Raw genomic sequence first — 21,911 nt, 5'->3', positions numbered from 1 at the left:
AAAATCTAAAATTGATTGATATGGCAAGTAAGTAGGTAGGTGCCAAAAAAGTCAGCTATGTTAAGATATGTAAAGACTGATAATGCATCTACAAGGTAGTTGGTGTATGGGTGCGCGTTTAAGGGTATTTCTGACTCCTGAGCAAGACCAAACTTTACTAAATCTGAGAAAACAGGATGTACCACAGAAAGTCAAAGACAGGGCGGAAATAATCAGGCTAAATGCACATGGTTGGTATGTAGAGAAGATAGCAGATCACTTTGATTGTCACAAAAAAACAGTCACAAAAGTTTTGCATCAATGGCAAAAACTGGGCACAGAAGGGCTTTGGGAATCTCCTGGGCGAGGGGGGAAACCAAAGTGGCTTGAGGATGACATGATATTTTTAGAAGAATGCCTCAGAAACGAGCCACGCACATACAATAGTTCTCAGTTAGCTTTGAAGTTGAAAACAGAACGCAACGTTGAGATGAGTGCCGACAGATTAAGACGGGTACTCAAAAAAAGGGGGTCGATTGGAAACGGACAAGGAAAAGCCATAAAGGAAAACAAGACCCAGTAGCACGAGCAAACAAGCAAGCAGACCTAGACATGTTGGAATTAGCTGCTGCCACTGGTGAAATAGACCTGAAATACCTAGACGAGTCAGGGTTCTGTATGTGGAGCGAACCTAGTTATACATATTACTTTAGAGGTGAGCAAAAACGGTTAGAACAGACTAAACGCCGTGGTCGCAGATTAAGTATTATCGGGCTTCTCCAACCTTTAATCAGTTTTGTTTACGGTTTAGTTATCGGTGGTGTTGACCGTAAATCTTATATAGAAATGATGGAGAAAGAAGCCAAACAAGCCCAAGAAACTGGACGTATCAGCGTGATTGTGCAAGATAACGGGCCAATACATCGCTGCCAAGAAGTTCAACAATTGTGGAAAAAATGGGAAAGTCAGGGTTTGTACATCTTTTTTCTCCCGAAATATTGCTCAGAAATGAATCCAATTGAATTGGAATGGCAACATCTCAAGAAAGATGAGTTATCCGGGCAAGCATTTGATGATGAGCTAGATCTCGCTTACGCCGTCATCAATGGTGTTCAAGCTAGAGGAAAAAAAAACAATCACAACACACATCGTGTAAAATTTAGCTCTAGATTATCAACTTAAGATTTTGTTACATAGTAGAAAATTTCGGTGCCTACCTACTTACATCTTACATTTTTCTGGCTGGGGCAAGTCGCGGTGTTGGCCGAGAGATTGCTAAACAATTGACAGCACAAAATTTCAAGTTAAAAGCACTCCTGAGAACTGATGCTGCTGCTGCTGAACTGGAAGCATTGAATATTCAGGTAGTTTTGGGAGATGCTTTAAATATTGATGATGTAGAACGTGCAATACTCACAGGTGAACCTATCCACGCTGTTATCAGTACTATTGGCGGGTTGCCTGTAGACAGTGAAAGAGCTGACTTTCTCGGTAATAAAAATTTGATTGATGCCGCAGTCAAAGGTGGAGTGCAAAAGTTTATTCTTGTGTCTTCCATTGGCAGCGGCAATAGTGCTGTTGCTTTGCCTCCTCAAGCTTTGAAAACACTGGGGCCTGTATTAACTGAAAAAGATAAAGCTGAAAAACACTTAATTGCTAGTGGATTAACTTACACAATTATCCGTCCTGGTGGATTAAAGTCAGAACCAGCAACAGGCAATGGCATATTAACTGAAGATCCGCGTATTGCTGGCAGTATCAATCGTGCAGATGTCGCGCAGTTGGTTGTCCGCTCTTTAAATTCTCAGCGCACTAATAATAAAGTATTATCAGCAATTGACCGAAATATGCTGTTTGGGCAGCCAGAGTTTGCGGAGTTAAGTTTGGAGTAGAGACGCGATTAATCGCGTCTGTACAGGAGTTTGGAGTAGAGACGCGATTATACTCTTACGAGAAGCCGCTCTTCGAGCGTCTACGCGTCTCTACAAACCATAGTTTTCTAATTTTTTACTCTCCAGAAATTTGTATAAACACAGTCCTTTTACGAGGCCCATCCAATTCAAAAAACAATACAGATTGCCAAGTTCCCAAAGCTAATTTTCCATCCACAACGGGAATTGTTTCACTAGTGTTTAGCATCATTGCAATCAAGTGAGAATGAGCATTAATTGGTTCATCTTCTGGGACATCTCTTAAATGCAAGTCATTATGTAAGTATCGGTCTGATTCGGGTGCTAATTTCTGTAAGAATACTCTGACATCTTCTAACAATCTAACTTCATTTTCATTAATAGCTAAAGCGGTTGTAGTGTGTCGAGAAAATACTAAAGCTTGACCATTTTTAATTGATGCTGAATCAATAAATTCTTGAATTTGTTGCGTTATATTATGAATATTAATTCCTGGCTTAGTTTCGATTTCAATTAACTTATTAATAATTGGCATATTTGTGTGATTATTAATTATGAATGACGAGTTAGTATTACACTAAAATATTTCTGCCTACTTAGCGATTAATCGCGTCTCTACTCTCCACTCCCCACTATCATTTGTAAACCTCGTACCAATCTCTCTATGCCTTCTTTGACTGTCTCTTTTTGCAGTGCACCATAAGCAACTCGCAGATAACATCCCTCTTCCATACCAAAGGTTGTACCTGGAATCACTGCTACTTGATACTCCTGAATCAGTCTTTTAACTAACTCAAAAGCATCCATCTGAGTATGAATTTTGAGGAAAAAATAGAAAGCACCATTGGCAGAAGTAATGCTACATAAATCTTGTAAGCGGTTAAGAGATTCGAGTACTAGTTGTCGCACTTGGGCAATTGCACCAATATTGTCTCTTAAATACTCCTCTTTTGCCTGCAATGCTCCTAAAGCCGCATACTGAGAAACGACAGGCGGACAAATCAAAATTGTATCCTGAACTTTTCTAATAGCAACAAGTAAATGTTTAGGAATCACCATATAACCAATGCGCCAGCTGGCAAAACCGTAAGCTTTAGAAAGGCTATAAAGGGAAATTGTGTAATTATTACCACCAAATGCACCAGGGGAAACGTGTTTTACTCCGTTGTAGGTAAAGTATTCATAGGCTTCATCACTGATATGATAAATGCCGTGAGCGCCACATATTTGACTTACTTGCCGTAATGCTGCTTCTGAATAGACAACTCCTGTAGGATTATTCGGTGAAATTGTTACTATTGCGCGTGTTTTAGAAGTAATTGCTTGCGCGATCGCTTCTGGACGTAATTGGTAATTTTCATCTGTTCCTACTAAGACTGCACGACAACCCGCGATTGCGATCGCCATTTCGTGATTGAAATAATAAGGTGTATTCAGAATAATTTCATCACCAGGGGAAGTAATAGCAAGAATGGCGTTCATAAACCCCATATTGCTCCCGGCTGTAACTACGATGCAGTTTTCTTCGTTGATTTCAATGCCGTTAAAGGCAAACAATTTTCCCGCCAGTGCTGTTAATAAGGGGGGAATTCCCTCAACTGCTTTGTAGAGATGATTAGCAGGTTCAGCGAGGAATTTGGGCAAAAGTTCTATAGCTTCCGGTGGTGGGCTGTAAGAAACTACACCTTGTCCTAATGAAATTGTTCCAGGAGAGTTTTTAATCAGTTCACCAACTACAGGGATAATCGGCGACTGCACCGCCTGCATACGAGAAGTAAGAGATTCCATGTGATCGTGATACTTAAGCTACATTTAATTGTCTCTCGTATCTACACTTTTTAATGTTGGTTTTTGTTCTTTAAACTAAATGATGCATTGGCATAACACCACGATGCATTGGCATAACACCACGACGTATTGGCATAACATCACGATGCAATGGCATAACACTGCGATGTATTGGCATAACACCACGACGTATTGGCATAACATCACGATGTATTGGCATAACACCACGACGTATTGGCATAACATCACGATGTATTGGCATAACACTGCGATGTATTGTGATCGCGTTGATTTGAAAACCCTGCGGTGCTGTGCTATCCGCTAAACTGACAATGGTGGGGGAAACCGGATATCTGCACTAAACTGTTCAACATCGGCGCTGCGATGAATTGGTAAAACATATTCTAGATTCTCATGGGGACGAGGAATAATGCGATCGGAAAGTACCTCGCCGCCATCAACTCGCAACACCGCTTTTAATCCAGCGGCTACAGCCACATTCACCTCGCCCACATTTCCCCGAATCAACACAGTAATTCTTCCCAAATCAGTATTTTCATAGCCAACAAGCGTAACGCGGGCAGCTTTACACATCGCATCTCCCGCTTCTACTGCTGCGGGAACTCCATAAACTTCTATCATGCCCAGCGCCAATGTCATACTGATTTAAAATTTTAGTCGTAAGAATAACACAACCAAAATCCTATCACTTGTGGTTGTTTACAACTTATACCATTTTATTTTAATAATGATACAAATACGCTGGTAAGGCCATGGGATTGCCATGCCCCTACGAGAAATCTATATATATCAGGATTTTCGTTAATTGGTATTACCTCAATCATTAGCTACGTTTTTTGTTTGAATATGTTTATAGATAGATGCAATATTGCGAGCATCGTCAATACCGCGATGATGTGTTCCTTTTAACTCTATTCCCAGTTGATTGAGAGCCTCTGCCATACCAAATTTCTTAGATACACCAAGATATTCTGAAAACTCTTTTTTGATATTTATATGTTCTGGCGTAAAAGGATAGGGAATATTATGAAAAGCACAATCTTGAATAAATTGCTTTTTATCGTACTCTCCCCAAGAGCAAAAAATATAATTGGGAAATGAGTAAATCCACTCTTTAAAACGAGAAATTACTTCAGAGAATTGTGATGCTTGGTCAACATCTTGCTGCCGAATACTAGTTAATTCGGTACAAAATTTCGTTAATTGTGGATGTCTTACGGGTTGAATGAATTCCTGAAATTCTGCATCAATTTTCCATGTTGCTCGATTGAGCATCACCGCGCCGATTTCAATTATCTCCATTTCGCGACGCGGGATACTTCGGTTTTCACAGCACGTAGCTTCCAGATCAACTATGAGATAATAGTCGGCTTTCTGAATTTTCATATTAGGTAATAAGTCTATATAAATTTTTTGAATGCTTAAGAATTAAGAATTTAGGTTGATGAAAAAGGTTGAATCCAGCCAAATTTGATAGCGATATCAAGAGCGATCGCAGCCATTGCAAACCATAATACACTCTCAAAAGCCAGCACTAGAAAAGGTAAAATTGTCTCAGCAGAATTCCATCCAACTTCTATCTGGGTTAATCCGCGTACTAAGCCAAATGCCAATACGCCACCAGTTTTAAGTTGAGGATTGTTGTCTAAACGGATGATATAGCGATAGGTTACACCAAATAGCAACCCAGAAAAACCAGCGATTGCACCACTCACCAACCAATACCAACTAACACCAATTTGCAAACTTGCAAGTATCTCAAAATACTTTGCTAGCACTAGATTATTTATCAAATTTGTGATTACGAACGCAAAACCTAGAGATAATCCCCCAATAATTCCAGCTTTGAGAGATTCTAAGCGTTCTACCATTAATTGATTATTTGAAATTCGATTCATTTTACATAACGGTTTGGGATTATAAATTTGGCAAATTGCCCAGTACCCAATTACCACTATGATAAATACTAGATTATAACGTAAGTATAATTATTACTTTATTAAGTAGTGGCGGGTCTTAATCCCCCACTAACTGCATTCTGACGCTTCGCGAACGCGTAGCTTGCTTCCCCGGAGGGGTACGACAGGCGGTAGTTGAGCGCAGTCGAAACTCAGGGCATCGCTTCTGAATTCTTCTTCAAAAATCATGTTTTATATTAGGAATCCTGATCGTAAACTCGGTTCCTGTACCTAGCAGAGAATTCACCCCTAATGTCCCATTGTGTTTTTCCACGATAATTTGATGAGCTATCGACAAGCCAAGTCCAGTGCCTTTACCAACAGTTTTTGTAGTAAATAAAGGCTCAAACAGCCGTTGTTTAACTCGTTCAGGAACACCGATCCCATTGTCAGCAATCCGAATTACAACCAATTGTTCAGAATCTACCTCTGTTGCAATCTGAATCTGAGGAATTTGATTGCTGATTTTACCTTGCATTATGGCTTCATCAAGAGCATCAATTGCATTTGCCAGAATGTTCATAAATACTTGATTCATCTCCCCAGCAAAGCAATATACCTGTGGTAATGTTCCATAATTCCTAATAACTTTAATAGATGGGCGATCGCCATTAGCCTTAAGACGGTGCTGTAAAATCATTAGTGTACTATCCAGCCCTTGGTGCAAATCCATAGGTATTTTGGTATCACTATCCGAGCGAGAGAAAGTTCGGAGTGAATTAGAAAGATGCTGAATCCGACTAGCTCCTAACTGAAGTGAGTTCAAAATTTTTGGCATATCTTCGAGAACGAACTCCAGATCCAAGTTCTTCACAGCAGCAGTAATTTTATCTGTCGGGCTAGGATACTCTTGTTGATACAGTAAAAGCAGCTGGGTCACTCCTGCAATATATTCCTTTAGAGGCGGAATATTGCTGGTAATAAAGCTAATGGGATTGTTCATTTCATGAGCAATCCCAGCGATTAACTCTCCCAGCGTTGATAGTTTTTCTTGCTGTACCAGTTGGACTTGGGTTTTTTCCAAAGCAGTAGTGCGATCGCTAACTTGTTGTTCCAAAGAGTTAGTCAATCGCTTAAGTTGTAAATGTACACGCACCCTAGCAATGACTTCCTCTTGTGCAAACGGTTTGGGGATATAGTCTACTGCACCCAGAGAAAATCCTTTGGTTTTACTCTCCGTATCTGCTAAGGCTGTAGTGAAAATAATCGGAATGTTTTGTGTAACAGGATTAGCTTTCAGGCGACGACAGGTTTCAAATCCGTCAATACCCGGCATTTGTATATCCAGTAAAATCAATTCTGGCTGATTACGTTCGGCTTGAGCGATCGCACTTTCTCCATCAACTGCAACACGAAAACGAAACTTCTCACTATTGAGCGCTTCGCAAAGCAGAGACAAATTTGTTGGGTTATCATCCACAATCAAAATAAATCCGGTATCTAGGGTCTTGCTCATCATGGATTTCCAAGTGAAGTTTATCTAGAATTAATTGATATATTCGTTAATAAAAGTTTCCAAACGTTTGAGTTGAAAGTTGCTGGCAAGCTGGATAAGTTGCTGGTTAAAAGTGTTTAGCTGTTCGTTCGATTTGGAAAGTTGTTCAGCCATTTCTAAAAGTCTTTGAATATCGCCGTCTTGCACCAGTTCTAGTAACTGTTGTAAAACCTCTTTGGCAGGAGAAATAATCTCAGATGAATGAGCCAAACTACCTACATAGTTTTTTTTGTTTGTGTTTGCGTTCCCGTCAAAAATCCATTCTAGTTGCAAAAATTGTTGCAGCAGTTTCAGCAATGCTTCAGCTTCTATAGGCTTTGGTAGAAATGTATCTGCGCCAGCATCAACACTCTGGTGTTGGTCACTTGCAAACACACTCGCTGACGAAGCAATGATAGGAATATCTTTAAATGGAAAAGACTTACGCAAACGTTTGATCAACTCAAATCCATCTATTATGGGCATTACTAGGTCGGTGATAATCAAGTCTGGTTTGTAGACTAGAGCCTGTTCCCATCCTTCTTGACCGTGGCCAGCTTCTACAACAGTAAACCCAACTGGCTCTAGTAAATTTACAATCACCGAGCGGTTTTCCCATCTGTCATCCACAATCAAAATAGTGCGTTTTTGCCCTTGATAACCAATAATGGTTCCCTGTTCAATCACTCTAGAAAATTTTGCCCAGTCTTTAGATTCTGGCAATTGCACCTCAAACCAGAAAGTACTACCTTTGCCAAACTCACTTTGTACCTGAATTTGGTTATTCATCAACGAAACAATTTTTTGACTTATTGCCAATCCTAAGCCTGTACCTTCAGTTTGTCGTTTCTGATTTCCTACTTGCTCAAAGGGCAGAAAAATTTTCTTGACTTGCTCAGGAGTCATACCTGTGCCGGTATCTGTTATTTCAAAACGAATTTTGTAGTTAATGATTTCTCTACTGTCATTTTTCCCCGAAGTTAACAGTGAAGACTTCTCTGTTTGTTTTAAATCTTGTAATTCTTGACTAATGACTTGAGCTTTGAAAGTTACACTACCTTGTTGTGTAAATTTAATAGCATTACCAAGCAAGTTAATTAATATTTGTCGCAAGCGTTTTTCATCAGCACTAACGCCCGTTGGCAAATCAGGATCGAGTTGGACATCAAAGGCGATGACCTTTTGTTCTGCCCGGATGCGGCAAATTTCAATTACACTGTCTATAAACGCAGGTAAGTAGAAATCAACAGGATTCAATTCCAACTTTCGGGCTTCAATTTTGGAAAGATCCAAGACATCATTAATTAGATTTAATAGATGAGAACCACATTGGTAAATAATGCTGACTCCTTTTCGTCCTTTTTCGCTTAAAGATTCTGTGCGTTGAAGGATTTGTGTATAGCCTAAGATGCCATTAAGAGGTGTACGTAGTTCGTGACTCATGTTGGCGAGAAATTCACTCTTGGCTTCGCTAGCATTTTGAGCAATTTCCTCTGCTTGACGTAGTTCTTGCTCAATGCGTTTACGCTCGACAATTTCACTTGTGAGAACTTGATTAATTGCTTCTAATTGTGCAGGGCTAGGTAGTGTCAGAGCTTGAGGCATGAGATGAATTAACGCAAATGCTGTATATATGGAAATAATTGCAGTTATAGCTTTTAAAACACCTGAAATCCAGTAATCTGGATGCCAAAGCGTCCAAATATCCATCAAGTGTCCAGTACCGCAGGCAATGATAAAAGCCCCAAATAATAGAAAGACTCCGTTGAAAGGAACGTCTTTCCGCTTAGAAATGAAGTAAATCAGTAGGAAGGGAATAGAATAATAAGCAAGAGCGATCGCAGCATCAGAAATAATGTGTAGCGCAACTAGTCCAGTTTTCCAAAGATAACAATGTCCGTGGGGAACAAAACCGTTTGAGTTCAAAGGATAGTTGAAAAGTATCAACATAATGTTGGAGGTTATTGGATTGGCAATATATTCCTATAGCCTCAGTATTCCCAAACTATTAAGTGATAAAGCACGAACAAAATTTTTTTACCTTTCTCTTCAGAGTAGGCGTCAGCTTATCGATAAAACATAATGTCTTATTTATAAGTGCATAAAAAACTAAGTTATGTCAGATTCACTTGAACACTGATCATTAGAACTGATATCGTAGACGCTGCAAGCCAAAAAATTTTAGATAATTAAGCATTATCCGAGCTTGCATAATCAAGGTGATTGACAAAAAAATCTGATCCCTCTAACTCCCCTTTCCCAGTATGATGATAGTTAGAGACATTTTGTAAATTAATTAAGAAGTAGGACTATGGAGATTTTGACACTGGGTTGGGTATCACTACTAGCTGTATTCACTTGGTCAATTGCAATGGTAGTTTGGGGACGTAACGGACTGTAGGGGAATCGTGGAAAGTCCATTCCTGAGTATTTTGGCTTTAGTTGCCGTTGTGCTGCTGCTAGCAGTCACTGGTGGTGTTGGTTATTTGACCGTGGCAGATTGGCGCGATCGCCGCCGTCGAGAAGAAGAAAAACGTGTCACCCGCAACACCCCTCGCAAGCGGCGATAATTCACTCGTATTTGAACAGGTTTTTTGTAGGGACATGATAATATCATGTCCCTACACTATTTTATGCAGCACCAGAGGCGATTCTCCCAAGAGGGAGACGCTACGCGATCGCTAGTAATACTGTTACCTTTCCAGTCGTTGAGGGAATTATAAGAGAGAAGACTTTCAATATTCAAAGTCCTACTGGGAATGGAAAACGCCTCTACTGTACAACCCACACAAGCGAATTTAGAGCAGCAAGAATCTCAATCAGACAAAAAACTCACCGCGCATCAGCAAAGTGAGAAAAAAAAAGCTTTATCTGGAGTAATTGCCCGCATTCGCGAGTCTCTAGATATAGAAACCATCTTCAAAATTACAGTTACAGAAGTACGCCAACTCCTGAAAACTGACCGGGTTGCTGTCTTTCGTTTTTATCCTGACTTGGGATGGGAAGGAGAATTTATTTATGAGGATCTGGGAGCAGAATGGGGTTCAACCCTAACAGCTAAACTTCGTGACCACTGCTTTGCTGCGGAGTTTGCTGGACTATATCAGCAAGGTCGGATCAAAGCAATGGCTGATATTTACCAAGCTGGCATGAGTGATTGCCACGTCCAGATGTTAGAACGATTTCAAGTACGTGCCAATATAGCTGCCCCACTGATGAAAGGTAAAGATTTATGGGGATTGCTGTGTATTCATCAGTGTAGTAATCCTCGTGAGTGGGAAGCATCAGAAATTGAGTTTGTGCAATTAATTGCCGAAAATTTGGGAGTTGCTTTACAGCAAGCAGATTATTTAGAGCAGGTGAAACTACAATCAGCACAACTAGCACAAGCAAAAGCCAGAGAAAAAGCAGCAGAATGGCAGAAAACCATAGCCATAACTGTTGAAAAAATTCGTCAATCTCTGAACTTAGAAAGTATTTTTCGCACAAGCACCGCCGAACTTAGGCAGTTGCTGAATGCTGACCGCGTAGCAATTTATCGCTTTAATTCAGATTGGAGTGGTCAATTTGTGTTTGAATCTGTAGCACAGGGCTGGACTTCCCTGATTGACGAACAGTTGCAGCGACCAGAACTATGTGAAAACATCAGCGAATGTAGTGCTAAAGATTTAGCTCAAATTCCAGTAGTAGATACTTACTTACAAGATACAGATGGTGGTCAGTTTGTTAGAGGTGAAGTTTACCGCATTTGTAATGATATTTACAGTGCAGGTTTTAACGACTGCTACATAAAAGTCTTAGAGAGCTATCAGGCAAGAGCTTATGTAATCGTGGCCATTTACCACGGTCAAAGGCTTTGGGGCTTGCTAGCAGTGTACCAAAATTCCGCAATACGTAATTGGCAAGAAGATGAGGTATACTTACTTACGCAAGTTAGCACTCAACTAGGTGTAGCTTTGCAGCAAGCAGAATACTTACAGCAAATGCAGAGTCAAGCAGCAGAAATCAGCAAAGCTGCTGAACGACAAAGAGCGCTAGCAAATACTGTAGAGAAAATTCGTCGGTCTTTGGACATTGACACTATTTTTAATACTGCTACTCAAGAAGTCCGCCATCTACTGGAAGTGGAACGAGTCGCAATTTACCGCTTCTATCCTGACTGGAGTGGCGAATTTGTCGCTGATTCCATTGTTGATGGTTGGACACCAATGGTTAAGCCTCAGCCTGTGACAGAGCGGGTTCTTTTGCAAGGAACGCAAGCAGGCAAGTATGCACGTAATGAAGTTTTTGTACCAATTTCTCAGGGTGATAAGCTGTGGGGGTTGCTGGTAGCTTATCAAAATTCCCAGCCTCGTTATTGGCAAGATGAGGAGATCAATTTACTGGCACAAGTTGGCATACAACTAGGAGTGGCTTTACAGCAAGCAGAAGCTTTGAAACAAGTGCAGATGCAAGCCCAGCAACTGGCAAAAGCCGCCGAACGTGAACGGAAAGCCACAGAAAGGGAAAAAGCTTTAGCTGCAACAGTAGAAAAAATTCGCCAGTCTCTTGACTTAAGTACTATTTTTGCCACTAGTACTCAAGAAGTTCAGCGACTATTGGAAGTTGATCGAGTTACTATATATCGCTTCCAACCTGATTGGAGTGGCGAATTTGTTGCCGAGTCTTTAGCCAAAGGTTGGACACCAAAGCGGGAACTTGTACCTGTAATTGCAGATAATTACTTGGAAAAAACCCAAGGAGGAGACTTTGCTAACGGTAAAATTCTCATTATTAAGGATATTCACAACAGCAACAATGATTCTATTCCTTATCTTGCCCTGAGCGAGTTCATAGAGGCTAGGGCATACATGATTGTGCCGATTTTCCAAGGTGATAAACTCTGGGGATTACTAGCAGCCTATCAAAATACCAAACCTCGTGATTGGCAAGAAGATGAAGTAGATTTATTAATCCAAATTTGCACTCAATTAGGAGTAGGACTTCAGCAAGCGGAATTACTCGAACAAACTCAGCGTCAAAAAGAAGAACTTGCAGAAACTCTCAAAGAATTGCAGCAAACTCAGAGCCAGTTGATTCAAAGTGAGAAAATGGCTGGTTTAGGGCAGTTAGTTGCTGGTATAGCGCATGAAATTAACAATCCAATTAGTTTTATTTACGGTAACATCACTTATGTTACTGAACACACAGAAAATTTATTTAAATTACTGCATCTTTACCAGAAAAACTATCCCAAACCAAAAGGGGAAATTCAACAACAAGTAACAGCATTAGATTTAGATTTTATTGCTGATGATTTGCCTAAAATCCTGACTTCTATGATGATTGGGGCAGAACGTATCTGTGAGTTAGTTCTGTCGTTACGTACTTTTTCTCGACTTGACGAAGCAGAAATGAAGCCAATTAATCTTCATGAAGGCATTGACAGCACTTTGTTGATATTACAACATCGCCTGCAACCAAAAACTAGTTATGTTGCTATTGAAGTAGTTAAGAAATATGGTAAATTGCCCTTAGTCGTCTGTTACGCAGCTCAGATGAATCAAGTATTTATGAATATTCTTAATAATGCAATTGATGCTTTAGAATATTCAGTGTCTGCTGATAAAATGGTTGACAATCCTAAAATCTTGATTACTACAGAAATTATAGGAAATAATTCTACTTTGATTCGCATTGCGGATAATGGTTGTGGTATTCCAGAGAGTATGCGATCGCGTATTTTTGAGCCTTTCTTTACAACCAAAGAACCTGGACAAGGTACTGGTTTAGGGTTATCTATTAGCTACCAAATTATTGTGGAAAAACACGGCGGTCAAATTAAGTGTGTTTCTGAACCTGGGAAGGGTTGTGAGTTTTGGATAGAGATTCCGATGAATCGCTCAGTTACTTAAATAATTAAGGCGATACCTTTACTGCGGAATGCTACGCGAACGCCTAACGCTGGAGATTTTGCAGGCGATCGCTTTTTTTGTTTCGTGCAAAGTCGTAGCGAAGCGATCGCCTACTCCAAATCTTCTATACTTGTACTATGTAAAGGTAATCAAATTCTCTATAATTACAAACACTAATACCCAAATGAAAACCAATCAATACCCATTTGCCCAAGAATTAATTACAGATACTCAAGGTAACATTCGTAAAGTAATTATAGATTTTCAAGACTATCTACGTTTATTAGAAGCGATTGAAGATGAAGGATTGATATTAGCAATGAAGGAAGTACAACAAGAAACGCCATTAAATATTAATGAAGCATTAGCAGAATTAGAAAGATAGTGAATACCCAGTATCTATCCAGCTTTATTAATCCCAAGATATCGCACTTACAGCAAATCGGGGAATGCGATACTCCAAGACGATTCCAGGGCAATCGCATTTCCACTGAAATAGGTTATGTGATCGCATTTTATTGTAAAGGTGCAATTAGGCGATCATGTGTCAAGAATAAAGTAAGCGATCGCTCTTTGGCAGTTTTGGATATCACTTTTTTATCTCACACAGAGGTGCAGAGAACACACAGTAAGGAGGTAGCGATCACCTTTGCTGTAGAAAGTGCAATTAGACTATGGCTATTTCACTCTAATTCTAAAAATAGTGATTCCAAATCTCTATATCCACTGATGACACGCGCAATATCAATTCCATCTTCTCTGGGATAGTAGAAGACAATATATTCTTCAATATTAAATCCCCGTAAATTCGGAGATAATTGCTCATAACTCTTCCCCATGTTGGGAAATCCAGCAACTAATTTGCATTTCTGGCGAATAGCATCAAAAAGTTTACTAGCAGCGCTGGGGCTAGTCTGGGCAATATATTCACAAATAGTATTTAAATCTTTGACTGCTTCATCAGAAAACGAGTAGTTACTCATTTTTGAGACTCAGAAATTTGATTGATTTTTTCTTGTAGTTGAGCAAATACTATCTCACCATCTGTAACCTCTCCTCTAGCAATTTCTTCCTTTCCAATCACTATTTTTTGTCGAAGTTCTTCCAAACGTTGTTCTCGTGCTTGTAGCAATTTGAATGCTTCGTTCATAACTTCTTCTGCATTAGCATATCTCCCAGCTTGAATTTGAGATTGAATAAACTGCTCATGCTCAGGTTTGAGGGAAATATTCATTCTAAATAACTCTACTAACTTGACTATATTCAAATTTTATCGCTAATTGACTTGACGAAGGAATACAGCTCAGTTTTCAACTGAAAGATTAATGTGTTCACGAAGTGACTCCGTAGGAGTATCGCGTTTGTTATGAAGATGAAATTAGGCGATCGCATTTCAAAAAAAAGCAAGCGATCGCTCTTTTTAACGAACCACAGAGGTGCAGATAACACAGAGGAAGAAGAGAGCGATCAGCTTGACGATAAAGTTAGGTTAGGCGATACAAAACAAGCGAGTCACTTTATTATTGATCAACGCACTACCCATTTAAGCTACCTTACAAACGGTCGGTTTTGGAAGTGCTTCCCCGGTGGCTTCATAAGCCATTATCAGTGACTCTAATGCTTCAGTACCATTTGCAACAGCTTCCTCATAACTATCGCCATGCGTCCGAAAAGGCTGTCCAGGAAAATCGGGGAATCCGACTAAAAAGCAGTTGTCTTCATCAGACCATTGAATTAGCATTTGATATTTAAATTTGCTCATCTTCTTGATTCTCTCGCTGTTTTTCTTCTACTTCTTGAATTGCTTCTTGAACGTCTTTCTCTTGATAGCGTTTTGCGTCTGAACTGTCTTTACCAGAAACCGTGAGTTTTCCTGCATATAAAGGATGTATCCAGTTTGTATGACTTCCTTTACCTGGGATTTCTGTAAAATTCGCTCTTACCAACATTTGTTTGAGTTCCCTGATTGTCTTTGGCATTGTCAGGTCTAGACGCTTTATTAATCCCAAGATATCGCACTTACAGCAAATCGGGGGATGCGATACTCCAAGACGATTCCAGTGCAATCGCATTTCCAATGAAATAGGTTATGCGATCGCATTTTATTGTAAAGGTGCAATTAGGCGACCACGTGTCAAGAATAAAGTAAGCGATCGCACTGTGGAGTTTTAGCTAGCATTTTTTTAAGGAACCACAAACTACACAAATAATTATTCTTCCGCTATTTTAGTGGCAATTGATCTACCAATATTATGGAAATATTCATTTGTTAAACCTCTACTTACAGGATGTTTAGCTATAACAAACACAGTCTGACTATTTTTACAAATTAAGAAACCTTCTGAAGTTGGTGAAAACTCAACATCAGTTATTTTTTCAGTTATTCTTCTCCAATAATACTCATATCCCACACCGTAGAAAATAACCGCTTTAGGTTGATGTTCTTTTATTCTCTGACTAATATAATTTATTCGCTTCTCAAGACAATAATTTTCATAGGTAGCTCTATTAGATAAAAAAGAAAGTTGAGTATGGGGAGGATTAAAGATCCAATCCTTAAGAGATCGTGACGGTAGAGGGAATAATTCTAATAAACAAGTCTCCTTATCTTTTCTACCCAGTTCGTTTATTTGATATTTACGAACCTTTTCTAAATCAATATTCTCTTTTTCTTTAGCACTCAATACAATGCGAATCAATTTATTCCATGTTGGTTGTATTCTTTCGTCCCATGTTCCCATATCTATATGATATTCTGCAACATCATCTATTTCATATTTGCCCCTGTTTGACCATATATTTATTCTTTTATGAATATCTTGAAAGTCTTCTCCTCTTTCTTCCATACCAATAAACCAATAATTTTCTTTATAATTACCATATCCATAAAATACATCGACTCTTTTTTTAAGAAGCTTATCATTAAAAAAGTCTTGATTGAACATAACTTTGTAATTTTACTTCTAAAATTAAAATTTGTTAGTCAAAAGTAATTGAGCATACATAGAATGTCAAGTAAAATAACAAAACTGAAAATTTTATTAAATTATCAAATCTATAATAAATAACCTTTCTATTCTTTGCATGAGGTAATTATCCAACAAAAAAACTTGCCTAAGAAGCATTACACCCCCAAGGCAAGCCAACTGTCTAAATTCTTTACTTCGCGCCCTTTGCGCCCTTTGCGGCTCGTTTAAAGTTGCTTCACTTCCGAAACCAACTTCGACACCATATCCTTAGCGCTACCAAAAAGCATCGTAGTTTTATCCTTGTAGAACAACTCATTATCTACACCGGCAAAACCCGTACTCATGCCGCGCTTAATCACAATCGTCTGCTTCGCCCGATCTACTTCCAAAATTGGCATACCATAAATCGGGCTATTTGCATCACTCCGCGCCGCCGGATTTACCACATCATTTGCCCCAATTACTAAAGCCACATCTGCTTGATCAAACTGGGGATTAATATCATCCATGTCATACAACTGGGTATAAGGCACATTTGCCTCCGCCAGCAACACATTCATATGCCCCGGCATTCTCCCAGCAACAGGGTGAATGGCATACTTGACATCAACGCCCATTTTTTCTAGCTGATCTGACAATTCCCGGACGCTATGTTGCGCTTGAGCAACTGCCATACCATAACCAGGCACAATCACCACAGAACGGGCATAACCCAACATCATCGCTCCTTCTTCAGGATCGATACTGCGGACGCTTTGATCGGTTGCACCACCACTAGCACCACCACCAGCAGAACTAGATCCTGTACCAAAAGCGCTGAACAACACACTAAATAAGGAGCGGTTCATCGCCTTACACATAATCTCAGTGAGGATTAAGCCAGATGCTCCTACCAAAGCCCCAGCGATGATTAACATATTGTTCATCACCACGAACCCAGCCGCCGCCGCCGCCACACCTGACAACGAGTTCAACAGCGAGATTACTACTGGCATATCGCCGCCACCAATGGGGATGACGAACATTACGCCCAACACCAATGAAACGCCAACCACTCCCAAGAATATGGGTAAGCTATCTGGTGTGATGATTAAGTAGGCACTGCCTACTATATAAGCACCCAGAAGTAAGAGGTTAAATGGTTGCTGGAAAGGAAACGTAATCGGGGAACCGCTGATTAAACCTTGCAATTTGGCAAAGGCCAAAAAACTACCTGTGAAGGTAACACCACCGATTAAAACGTCCAACAGCATGGAAATGTTCACATCTAGCGGTATCGGCTGAGAACTATCTAATAACCGCCAGAATTCGGCAACAGCTACTAATGCCGAAGCTGCACCACCCAAACCGTTAAGTAAACCCACCATTTGGGGCATTTCGGTCATTTGGACTTTGTAGGCAACGATCGCACCAATTCCCGATCCAATTGCCAAACCCAACAATATCATCTCGTAGTTCAATACGTGCTGATCGAGCATTGTTGCCACAATTGCCAGTAGCATCCCTACAGCCGCTACGATATTACCGTTCCTCGCTGTAGCAGGTGATCCCAGCTTTTTCAAGCCCAGAATGAATAACGATGCAGCGACTAAATACGTCAGCTGAATGCCAGTTGGTAAAAAGTCGCTCACGCCTTAATCTCCTTCTTCTTGAACATTTGCAACATTCTGTCTGTGACTAAAAAACCACCCACAACGTTGACTGTTGCTAGTACCACAGCAATCAAACCGAGAATTACTGACACGCTTGTGTCTCTCGCACCAGCAGCAACTATTGCTCCCAGTACCGCAATGCCAGAAATCGCATTTGAGCCTGACATTAATGGCGTGTGGAGAGTCGGGGGTATTTTGTTGATGACTTCAAAGCCAATAAAAGATGCCAAAACAAATACAAACAAAGCAGCAAGTAATGCCTCTGTCATGAAATAAAAACTCCTTTTAGGACTGGGGACTAGAGACTGGGGACTGGGAAATTGGGAATGGATATTCTTAGTTGCTCTCTCACTCGCTAATCTCCCCCATTCTCCCGCTCCCTAATTAACGGCTGGTTGTTGAGAATTCGATGCTTGTAGTGCATCCCGCACTCGTTGATTGCGAATTTCACCTGCATGGGTAACACAAGCTGCATCAACGATGTCGTCGCTAAAGTCCACCTGCAAAGCTTTATCTTTGATTAGCAGTTGAATTAATGACGTAACGTTCTTGGCATACAATTGGCTGGCGTGGATTGGCATTGATGATGGGAGATTGATCGGGCCAATAATCGTTACACCATTCCACACAATATCTTTACCAGGCTCAGTACAGGCGCAGTTACCACCCTGTTCAGCAGCCAAATCCACAATCACTGAACCTGGTTTCATTTGTGCCACCATTTCTTCTGTAACGAGTCGTGGTGCTTGTCTCCCAGGAACTTGAGCGGTGGTAATTACGACATCAGAATTTTTGATGTGTTCAGCGACAACTTCTTGGGTACGTTGTTTGCTAGCTTCAGAAATTTCCTTGGCGTAACCGCCAGCAGCGACGGTTTCTTCTTCTAGTTTGACTTCAACGAATTTTGCCCCTAAGCTTTGCACTTCTTCTTTGACTGCGGGACGAATATCAAAGGCTTCTACCACTGCTCCCAAGCGTCTAGCGGTGGCGATCGCTTGTAATCCTGCTACACCAGCGCCCATAATAAATACTTTAGCTGGCGCGATCGTTCCTGCGGCTGTAGTTAACATTGGGAAATATTTTGGTAATGCCGCAGCAGCAATCAGTACTGCTTTATAGCCTGCCAAAGAAGCTTGCGAGGACAAAGCATCCATACTTTGCGCCCTGGTGGTACGGGGGATCATTTCCATACTCAAGGCTGTGACTTTGCGATTCGCCAGTTGCTGCGCCACCACAGGATTTCCTAAGGGATTGAGAAAGCTGACTAAGACAGCTCCTTCCTTGAGTAAGTCAATTTCTGAGCGTCCGTCTTCTCGTTCTTCAGGTGGACTGACTTTAAGTAAAATATCTGCTTCGCCCCATAATGTGACAGTATCGCTGATAATTTTGGCTCCTGCTGCTTCATAGGCAGAATCGCTAAAAAATGAGCGCTCTCCTGCACCTGTTTCCACCCAAACTTCCAAACCTTGTTTTACCAAACGGGCAACGGTGTCAGGAATTAATGCCACACGACGTTCACCAACTTCAATTTCTTTAGCTACAGCTATTCTCATGAAATCTCCTGGAGATAAATATATTTAATCTCTACCAAGTAAGCGATTGCCTGGATGATGGATGTCCCACACCTCTCATAGTGCCTGGGTGGGAACTATCAGCCATGACTTTTACTAATAGATTGAACTTGAACCTTTCCTCTCCCACTCTTAGTTCTTCTAGCAAAGCCTTACTTTTTTGTAAAGTTTTGAGCGCTGACCGAAGTTATAATCACCGGATGTCGGCGCTGAGACTTCTTGGAAGCATACATTTAGACTTCCCGCTTGCAAATGTCGCAGTTTTCAGATAGTTGCAAACAGAATTACATATTGCACATCCTAAGTTGATTCCTAAATTTTGCATCTTTGTCTTCAGCTTATTTTAGGAATTGAATAATTTTTGGCATTCTTTGTTTATATAGTGCAATATTCATCAAATTTTTTAAGCTTGATAGTTCCAAATTAAATTTTAACGATTACTACTTTGTTTCAAGCTTATTTTAATCAATCTATCTCAAGATAGGTGGCGATCGCTGATAACATCGCTCAATTTTTATAACAAAAATCTTAAATTTAGATACACTTATACATATTCTGAAACACAATCCAATCCCAACTGTGTTTCTATCTAGTTCAAATTTGACCAAGTTGCTAACAGAATCTTTACTGTGCAAAGGTAATATGAAAAATTCAATCAACGTTAAATATATTACTAAGTAGCTTTACTGCTAGCCAATGCTCAGAGAATATGGCACATTTTATGGCCATTTAACGTCTATTGTCAGGAAGTCAGTAGTAAAGTTTAGTTACGAGTACTAACTTTCAGTTATCTAGATAACGGATTTATATATTGGTAGAGGAGCCTCACTATGCAACGTTTACTTTCCCGAAGTTCATCTCGACAGCAGCCCTCTGGGTTAGCAGTCGCCTGCGGGGGGAGACCCTCCTATAAAGCTGTCTCACCGCTGCGACTTCTCTCTGCTTTAGCCGTAACTAGCTGTGTACTAACTGGATTTCCGGTAATAACCTGGGCGCAAAGCTTACCCGGATTCACGCTGTTTAGTGGTATTAAGAGTGATAATCAGTTACCTTTCCGGTTAGATTTTGGCGGACAAACCAATAGCACGGATCGATATATATTAAGAATTCCAGAAAAAAAGATGAAGTTGGCAGTTGCTCAATTTGCCATTACTTATCCTGATTATTACAAAGGAAGGTTTGATCCCAAACAAATTGAGGTACGGGTTAAAGGTAAAAAAGTTGCCCTTTCTGAAGTGAAATGGGATAAAGAAGGCAAATTGATTAATATTTTCCCCCAAGAGCCTGTCCCAGCAGGTAGCAAGGTTGAGGTGGTACTATCTAACGTGCGGAACCCAGCCTTTGGCGGAGTTTACTATTTCAACTGCCAGATTCTCTCTCCTGGAGATGTACCACTACTACGTTACCTGGGAACTTGGATTTTGAGTATTTCTTAAAGTCAAGGGTCAATAGTCAAGGGTCAAAAAATCTTGGACTCGTGGACTATAGACTCTGAACTCTTTTCCCAAAAGCTATCCCTTTTGCGCGTAAAGTGATACAATAAGAGATTGTGATTTTTTATAATAATCGCGTTAGAGGAGAACAGTATGCAGAGAACATTGGGCGGTACTAGCCGTAAGAGAAAAAGAACCTCTGGTTTTCGTGCCAGAATGCGGACACCAGATGGCAGAAACGTAATCAGCGCCAGGAGAAAAAAGGGACGTCACCGTCTAAGCGTTTAGGCCAAATCAAGCTATAAAGAGCGGCTGTGGCTTTGCCCAAAGCAAATAGGCTAAAATCTCGAAAAGATTTTCAGGCAGTTTTCCAAAAAGGAATTCGGCAAAATGGTTCCTATTTAACACTAAGAGCCTTAAAACCGCCGTATGTAAAACAACCTTCCTTGGAGGCTGCCACCGAAAGTACACAACCAACTGACTCAGCACCTCTTGCTAGTACCCAAATTGGCATTTCAATTAGTACAAAAGTCAGTAAGAGGGCAGTAGTTCGCAATCGGATTAAACGGCAGATTGGTGCTGCTTTCTATAAATTGCTGCCCAAATTATCACCTGGATGGCGGCTAGTGGTCATTGTGAAACCCACAGCAGCAGAATCTAAGTGCGTAAGCCAACGATTTCTGCAAGAATTAGAGCAGTTGTTGGCACAAGCCGAGGTGTTCAATGGGCATTCGTGAAGACGTATATTATGAGGGTGGCCCCCACATTGGGGATTTGATTGTAAACCTGTTGATAGGGCTTACTATCGTTGGGATACCATTGACAGTCGGGGCAATAGTCAGGGCATTGTGGCTGCGCTTCCGCATCACCGATCGCCGCATTACTGTGACGGGAGGTTGGCAGGGGCGCGATCGCACTGACGTGATTTATTCAGAAATTGTAAAAGTCGTCAAAGTTCCCCGCGGCATTGGCTTTTGGGGAGACATGGTATTGACTCTAAAAAATGGTAGTCGCCTCGAATTGCGAGCAGTTCCCAAGTTCCGGGAAGTTTATGACTACATTAATGAAAAAATTGCTGCTAAAAATCCCCAATATAGTGGCGCTGCTAACAAGTCAGGGGAGTAGGGCAGGGAGCAGGGGAGAGAATAGTAACTCTAAACTCCTAACTCAGCACTTATAACTCATAACTCCCTTTGTGCGGCTATCCGTAGCGAAGCATAGTCGCAGATAAATGATGATTTAGATAAATTAGATTCAGTCAG

The 21,911-nt window shown here is 40.6% G+C and carries 27 protein-coding genes; 11 read left to right on the top strand and 16 right to left on the bottom strand.

Translation table 11 applies throughout. From position 1 onward, the window contains the following. Positions 1–106: 106 nt before the first annotated feature. Positions 107–1,161, top strand: a protein-coding gene (locus tag WKK05_RS25080; protein WP_341525019.1) for an IS630 family transposase whose coding sequence is annotated in 2 segments (ribosomal slippage) — positions 107–499 and positions 502–1,161 — 1,053 coding nt in all. Because the reading frame shifts where the segments join, the coding sequence is not laid out codon by codon here. A gap of 11 nt (positions 1,162–1,172) precedes the next feature. After that, the gene (locus tag WKK05_RS25075) at positions 1,173–1,871 is read left to right on the top strand and encodes an SDR family oxidoreductase (RefSeq protein ID WP_341531187.1); all 699 of its coding nucleotides are present in this window, start codon (positions 1,173–1,175) and stop codon (positions 1,869–1,871) included. A 115-nt stretch (positions 1,872–1,986) separates the two neighbouring features. On the opposite strand, the gene WKK05_RS25070 is transcribed toward WKK05_RS25075, so the two are convergent. From WKK05_RS25070 to WKK05_RS25035, 8 genes are all read right to left on the bottom strand, one after another. Continuing rightward, positions 1,987–2,424, bottom strand: a complete 438-nt coding sequence (locus tag WKK05_RS25070; RefSeq protein WP_341525759.1) for a secondary thiamine-phosphate synthase enzyme YjbQ — start codon at positions 2,422–2,424, stop codon at positions 1,987–1,989. A gap of 80 nt (positions 2,425–2,504) precedes the next feature. Then, positions 2,505–3,677, bottom strand: coding sequence for a pyridoxal phosphate-dependent aminotransferase (locus WKK05_RS25065; protein WP_341525758.1), 1,173 nt, complete (start codon positions 3,675–3,677; stop codon positions 2,505–2,507). Positions 3,678–3,747: 70 nt separating this feature from the next. Beyond that, positions 3,748–3,939 (bottom strand): hypothetical protein, encoded by a 192-nt coding sequence (locus tag WKK05_RS25060; protein ID WP_341525757.1) that lies wholly within the window; start codon positions 3,937–3,939, stop codon positions 3,748–3,750. Between the two features lie 59 nt (positions 3,940–3,998). Then, entirely contained in the window at positions 3,999–4,337 is a 339-nt protein-coding gene (locus WKK05_RS25055) for a carbon dioxide-concentrating mechanism protein CcmK (protein ID WP_341525756.1), read from the bottom strand. A 177-nt stretch (positions 4,338–4,514) separates the two neighbouring features. Next, positions 4,515–5,084, bottom strand: coding sequence for a 3'-5' exonuclease (locus WKK05_RS25050; protein ID WP_341525755.1), 570 nt, complete (start codon positions 5,082–5,084; stop codon positions 4,515–4,517). A 50-nt stretch (positions 5,085–5,134) separates the two neighbouring features. Further along, complete coding sequence (locus tag WKK05_RS25045; RefSeq protein WP_341525754.1) at positions 5,135–5,596, bottom strand: hypothetical protein; 462 nt, start codon at positions 5,594–5,596, stop codon at positions 5,135–5,137. Positions 5,597–5,834: 238 nt separating this feature from the next. After that, entirely contained in the window at positions 5,835–7,112 is a 1,278-nt protein-coding gene (locus WKK05_RS25040; protein ID WP_341531186.1) for a hybrid sensor histidine kinase/response regulator, read from the bottom strand. A gap of 30 nt (positions 7,113–7,142) precedes the next feature. After that, positions 7,143–9,080: an ATP-binding protein gene (locus WKK05_RS25035; RefSeq protein WP_341525753.1), complete on the bottom strand. Its 1,938-nt coding sequence runs from the start codon at positions 9,078–9,080 to the stop codon at positions 7,143–7,145. 361 nt (positions 9,081–9,441) lie between these two features. Here WKK05_RS25035 and petN point away from each other — a divergent pair, with 361 nt between their 5' ends. From petN to WKK05_RS25015, 4 genes are all read left to right on the top strand, one after another. Beyond that, entirely contained in the window at positions 9,442–9,531 is a 90-nt protein-coding gene (petN, locus tag WKK05_RS25030; RefSeq protein WP_071589177.1) for a cytochrome b6-f complex subunit PetN, read from the top strand. Between the two features lie 7 nt (positions 9,532–9,538). Further along, positions 9,539–9,700 carry a hypothetical protein gene (locus WKK05_RS25025; RefSeq protein ID WP_341525752.1) on the top strand — a complete coding sequence of 54 codons (162 nt, stop codon included), beginning with the start codon at positions 9,539–9,541 and terminating at the stop codon, positions 9,698–9,700. A gap of 189 nt (positions 9,701–9,889) precedes the next feature. Further along, positions 9,890–13,024, top strand: coding sequence for a GAF domain-containing protein (locus WKK05_RS25020; protein WP_341525751.1), 3,135 nt, complete (start codon positions 9,890–9,892; stop codon positions 13,022–13,024). A gap of 28 nt (positions 13,025–13,052) precedes the next feature. Then, positions 13,053–13,409 carry a hypothetical protein gene (locus WKK05_RS25015; RefSeq protein ID WP_341525750.1) on the top strand — a complete coding sequence of 119 codons (357 nt, stop codon included), beginning with the start codon at positions 13,053–13,055 and terminating at the stop codon, positions 13,407–13,409. A 298-nt stretch (positions 13,410–13,707) separates the two neighbouring features. Here WKK05_RS25015 and WKK05_RS25010 read toward each other — a convergent pair whose 3' ends face one another. The 4 genes from WKK05_RS25010 to WKK05_RS24995 form a co-directional block, all read right to left on the bottom strand. Next, a complete protein-coding gene (locus WKK05_RS25010) occupies positions 13,708–14,007 on the bottom strand; it encodes a type II toxin-antitoxin system RelE/ParE family toxin (protein ID WP_341525749.1) in 300 nt (99 codons plus the stop codon). Continuing rightward, on the bottom strand, positions 14,004–14,258 hold the full coding sequence (locus tag WKK05_RS25005) for a type II toxin-antitoxin system ParD family antitoxin (RefSeq protein ID WP_341525748.1): 255 nt from the start codon (positions 14,256–14,258) through the stop codon (positions 14,004–14,006). The genes WKK05_RS25010 and WKK05_RS25005 overlap by 4 nt, the downstream gene beginning before the upstream one ends. A 309-nt stretch (positions 14,259–14,567) precedes the next feature. Beyond that, entirely contained in the window at positions 14,568–14,786 is a 219-nt protein-coding gene (locus tag WKK05_RS25000; RefSeq protein ID WP_341525747.1) for a type II toxin-antitoxin system HicB family antitoxin, read from the bottom strand. After that, positions 14,773–15,003 (bottom strand): type II toxin-antitoxin system HicA family toxin, encoded by a 231-nt coding sequence (locus WKK05_RS24995; RefSeq protein ID WP_341525746.1) that lies wholly within the window; start codon positions 15,001–15,003, stop codon positions 14,773–14,775. Before WKK05_RS24995 ends, WKK05_RS25000 begins: the two co-directional genes overlap by 14 nt. Between WKK05_RS24995 and WKK05_RS24990 the strand changes: the two genes are divergently transcribed. Beyond that, positions 14,978–15,196: a hypothetical protein gene (locus WKK05_RS24990; RefSeq protein WP_341531293.1), complete on the top strand. Its 219-nt coding sequence runs from the start codon at positions 14,978–14,980 to the stop codon at positions 15,194–15,196. The genes WKK05_RS24995 and WKK05_RS24990 overlap by 26 nt on opposite strands. 38 nt (positions 15,197–15,234) lie before the next feature. Here the strand turns inward: WKK05_RS24990 and WKK05_RS24985 are convergent, their stop codons facing one another. The 4 genes from WKK05_RS24985 to WKK05_RS24970 form a co-directional block, all read right to left on the bottom strand. Beyond that, positions 15,235–15,969 carry a hypothetical protein gene (locus WKK05_RS24985; protein WP_341525745.1) on the bottom strand — a complete coding sequence of 245 codons (735 nt, stop codon included), beginning with the start codon at positions 15,967–15,969 and terminating at the stop codon, positions 15,235–15,237. A gap of 248 nt (positions 15,970–16,217) precedes the next feature. After that, the gene (locus WKK05_RS24980; protein ID WP_341525744.1) at positions 16,218–17,624 is read right to left on the bottom strand and encodes an NAD(P)(+) transhydrogenase (Re/Si-specific) subunit beta; all 1,407 of its coding nucleotides are present in this window, start codon (positions 17,622–17,624) and stop codon (positions 16,218–16,220) included. After that, positions 17,621–17,914, bottom strand: a complete 294-nt coding sequence (locus WKK05_RS24975; protein WP_100900811.1) for an NAD(P) transhydrogenase subunit alpha — start codon at positions 17,912–17,914, stop codon at positions 17,621–17,623. The genes WKK05_RS24980 and WKK05_RS24975 overlap by 4 nt, the downstream gene beginning before the upstream one ends. Before the next feature lie 111 nt (positions 17,915–18,025). Continuing rightward, the gene (locus WKK05_RS24970) at positions 18,026–19,198 is read right to left on the bottom strand and encodes a Re/Si-specific NAD(P)(+) transhydrogenase subunit alpha (RefSeq protein WP_341525743.1); all 1,173 of its coding nucleotides are present in this window, start codon (positions 19,196–19,198) and stop codon (positions 18,026–18,028) included. An 848-nt stretch (positions 19,199–20,046) separates the two neighbouring features. Between WKK05_RS24970 and WKK05_RS24965 the strand changes: the two genes are divergently transcribed. The 4 genes from WKK05_RS24965 (at position 20,047) to WKK05_RS24950 (ending at position 21,774) form a co-directional block, all read left to right on the top strand. After that, the gene (locus WKK05_RS24965; RefSeq protein ID WP_341525742.1) at positions 20,047–20,652 is read left to right on the top strand and encodes a DUF2808 domain-containing protein; all 606 of its coding nucleotides are present in this window, start codon (positions 20,047–20,049) and stop codon (positions 20,650–20,652) included. 150 nt (positions 20,653–20,802) lie between these two features. Further along, a complete protein-coding gene (gene rpmH, locus WKK05_RS24960) occupies positions 20,803–20,937 on the top strand; it encodes a 50S ribosomal protein L34 (protein ID WP_341525741.1) in 135 nt (44 codons plus the stop codon). 26 nt (positions 20,938–20,963) lie between these two features. After that, complete coding sequence (gene rnpA, locus WKK05_RS24955) at positions 20,964–21,386, top strand: ribonuclease P protein component (protein WP_341525740.1); 423 nt, start codon at positions 20,964–20,966, stop codon at positions 21,384–21,386. After that, positions 21,373–21,774, top strand: a complete 402-nt coding sequence (locus WKK05_RS24950) for a PH domain-containing protein (RefSeq protein ID WP_341525739.1) — start codon at positions 21,373–21,375, stop codon at positions 21,772–21,774. Before rnpA ends, WKK05_RS24950 begins: the two co-directional genes overlap by 14 nt. The last annotated feature ends 137 nt before the right edge of the window (positions 21,775–21,911 follow it).

The organism is Nostoc sp. UHCC 0302, from assembly GCF_038096175.1.
In the GTDB taxonomy this organism is placed as follows: domain Bacteria; phylum Cyanobacteriota; class Cyanobacteriia; order Cyanobacteriales; family Nostocaceae; genus UHCC-0302.
This window is presented reverse-complemented; position numbering and strand designations above follow the sequence as displayed.

Coding starts and splice junctions, on each gene's coding strand:
- WKK05_RS25070 (WP_341525759.1), bottom strand. CDS start 2,424: ATGCCAATTATTAATAAGTTAATTGAAATCGAAACTAAGCCAGGAATT.
- WKK05_RS25050 (WP_341525755.1), bottom strand. CDS start 5,084: ATGAAAATTCAGAAAGCCGACTATTATCTCATAGTTGATCTGGAAGCT.
- WKK05_RS25060 (WP_341525757.1), bottom strand. CDS start 3,939: ATGCCAATACATCGTGATGTTATGCCAATACGTCGTGGTGTTATGCCA.
- WKK05_RS24985 (WP_341525745.1), bottom strand. CDS start 15,969: ATGTTCAATCAAGACTTTTTTAATGATAAGCTTCTTAAAAAAAGAGTC.
- WKK05_RS24970 (WP_341525743.1), bottom strand. CDS start 19,198: ATGAGAATAGCTGTAGCTAAAGAAATTGAAGTTGGTGAACGTCGTGTG.
- WKK05_RS24965 (WP_341525742.1), top strand. CDS start 20,047: ATGCAACGTTTACTTTCCCGAAGTTCATCTCGACAGCAGCCCTCTGGG.
- WKK05_RS25005 (WP_341525748.1), bottom strand. CDS start 14,258: ATGAATATTTCCCTCAAACCTGAGCATGAGCAGTTTATTCAATCTCAA.
- WKK05_RS24950 (WP_341525739.1), top strand. CDS start 21,373: ATGGGCATTCGTGAAGACGTATATTATGAGGGTGGCCCCCACATTGGG.
- WKK05_RS25045 (WP_341525754.1), bottom strand. CDS start 5,596: ATGAATCGAATTTCAAATAATCAATTAATGGTAGAACGCTTAGAATCT.
- WKK05_RS25055 (WP_341525756.1), bottom strand. CDS start 4,337: ATGACATTGGCGCTGGGCATGATAGAAGTTTATGGAGTTCCCGCAGCA.
- rpmH (WP_341525741.1), top strand. CDS start 20,803: ATGCAGAGAACATTGGGCGGTACTAGCCGTAAGAGAAAAAGAACCTCT.
- WKK05_RS25000 (WP_341525747.1), bottom strand. CDS start 14,786: ATGAGCAAATTTAAATATCAAATGCTAATTCAATGGTCTGATGAAGAC.
- WKK05_RS25020 (WP_341525751.1), top strand. CDS start 9,890: ATGGAAAACGCCTCTACTGTACAACCCACACAAGCGAATTTAGAGCAG.
- WKK05_RS25010 (WP_341525749.1), bottom strand. CDS start 14,007: ATGAGTAACTACTCGTTTTCTGATGAAGCAGTCAAAGATTTAAATACT.
- WKK05_RS24975 (WP_100900811.1), bottom strand. CDS start 17,914: ATGACAGAGGCATTACTTGCTGCTTTGTTTGTATTTGTTTTGGCATCT.
- WKK05_RS24995 (WP_341525746.1), bottom strand. CDS start 15,003: ATGCCAAAGACAATCAGGGAACTCAAACAAATGTTGGTAAGAGCGAAT.
- petN (WP_071589177.1), top strand. CDS start 9,442: ATGGAGATTTTGACACTGGGTTGGGTATCACTACTAGCTGTATTCACT.
- WKK05_RS25035 (WP_341525753.1), bottom strand. CDS start 9,080: ATGTTGATACTTTTCAACTATCCTTTGAACTCAAACGGTTTTGTTCCC.
- WKK05_RS25015 (WP_341525750.1), top strand. CDS start 13,053: ATGCTACGCGAACGCCTAACGCTGGAGATTTTGCAGGCGATCGCTTTT.
- WKK05_RS25065 (WP_341525758.1), bottom strand. CDS start 3,677: ATGGAATCTCTTACTTCTCGTATGCAGGCGGTGCAGTCGCCGATTATC.
- WKK05_RS25040 (WP_341531186.1), bottom strand. CDS start 7,112: ATGAGCAAGACCCTAGATACCGGATTTATTTTGATTGTGGATGATAAC.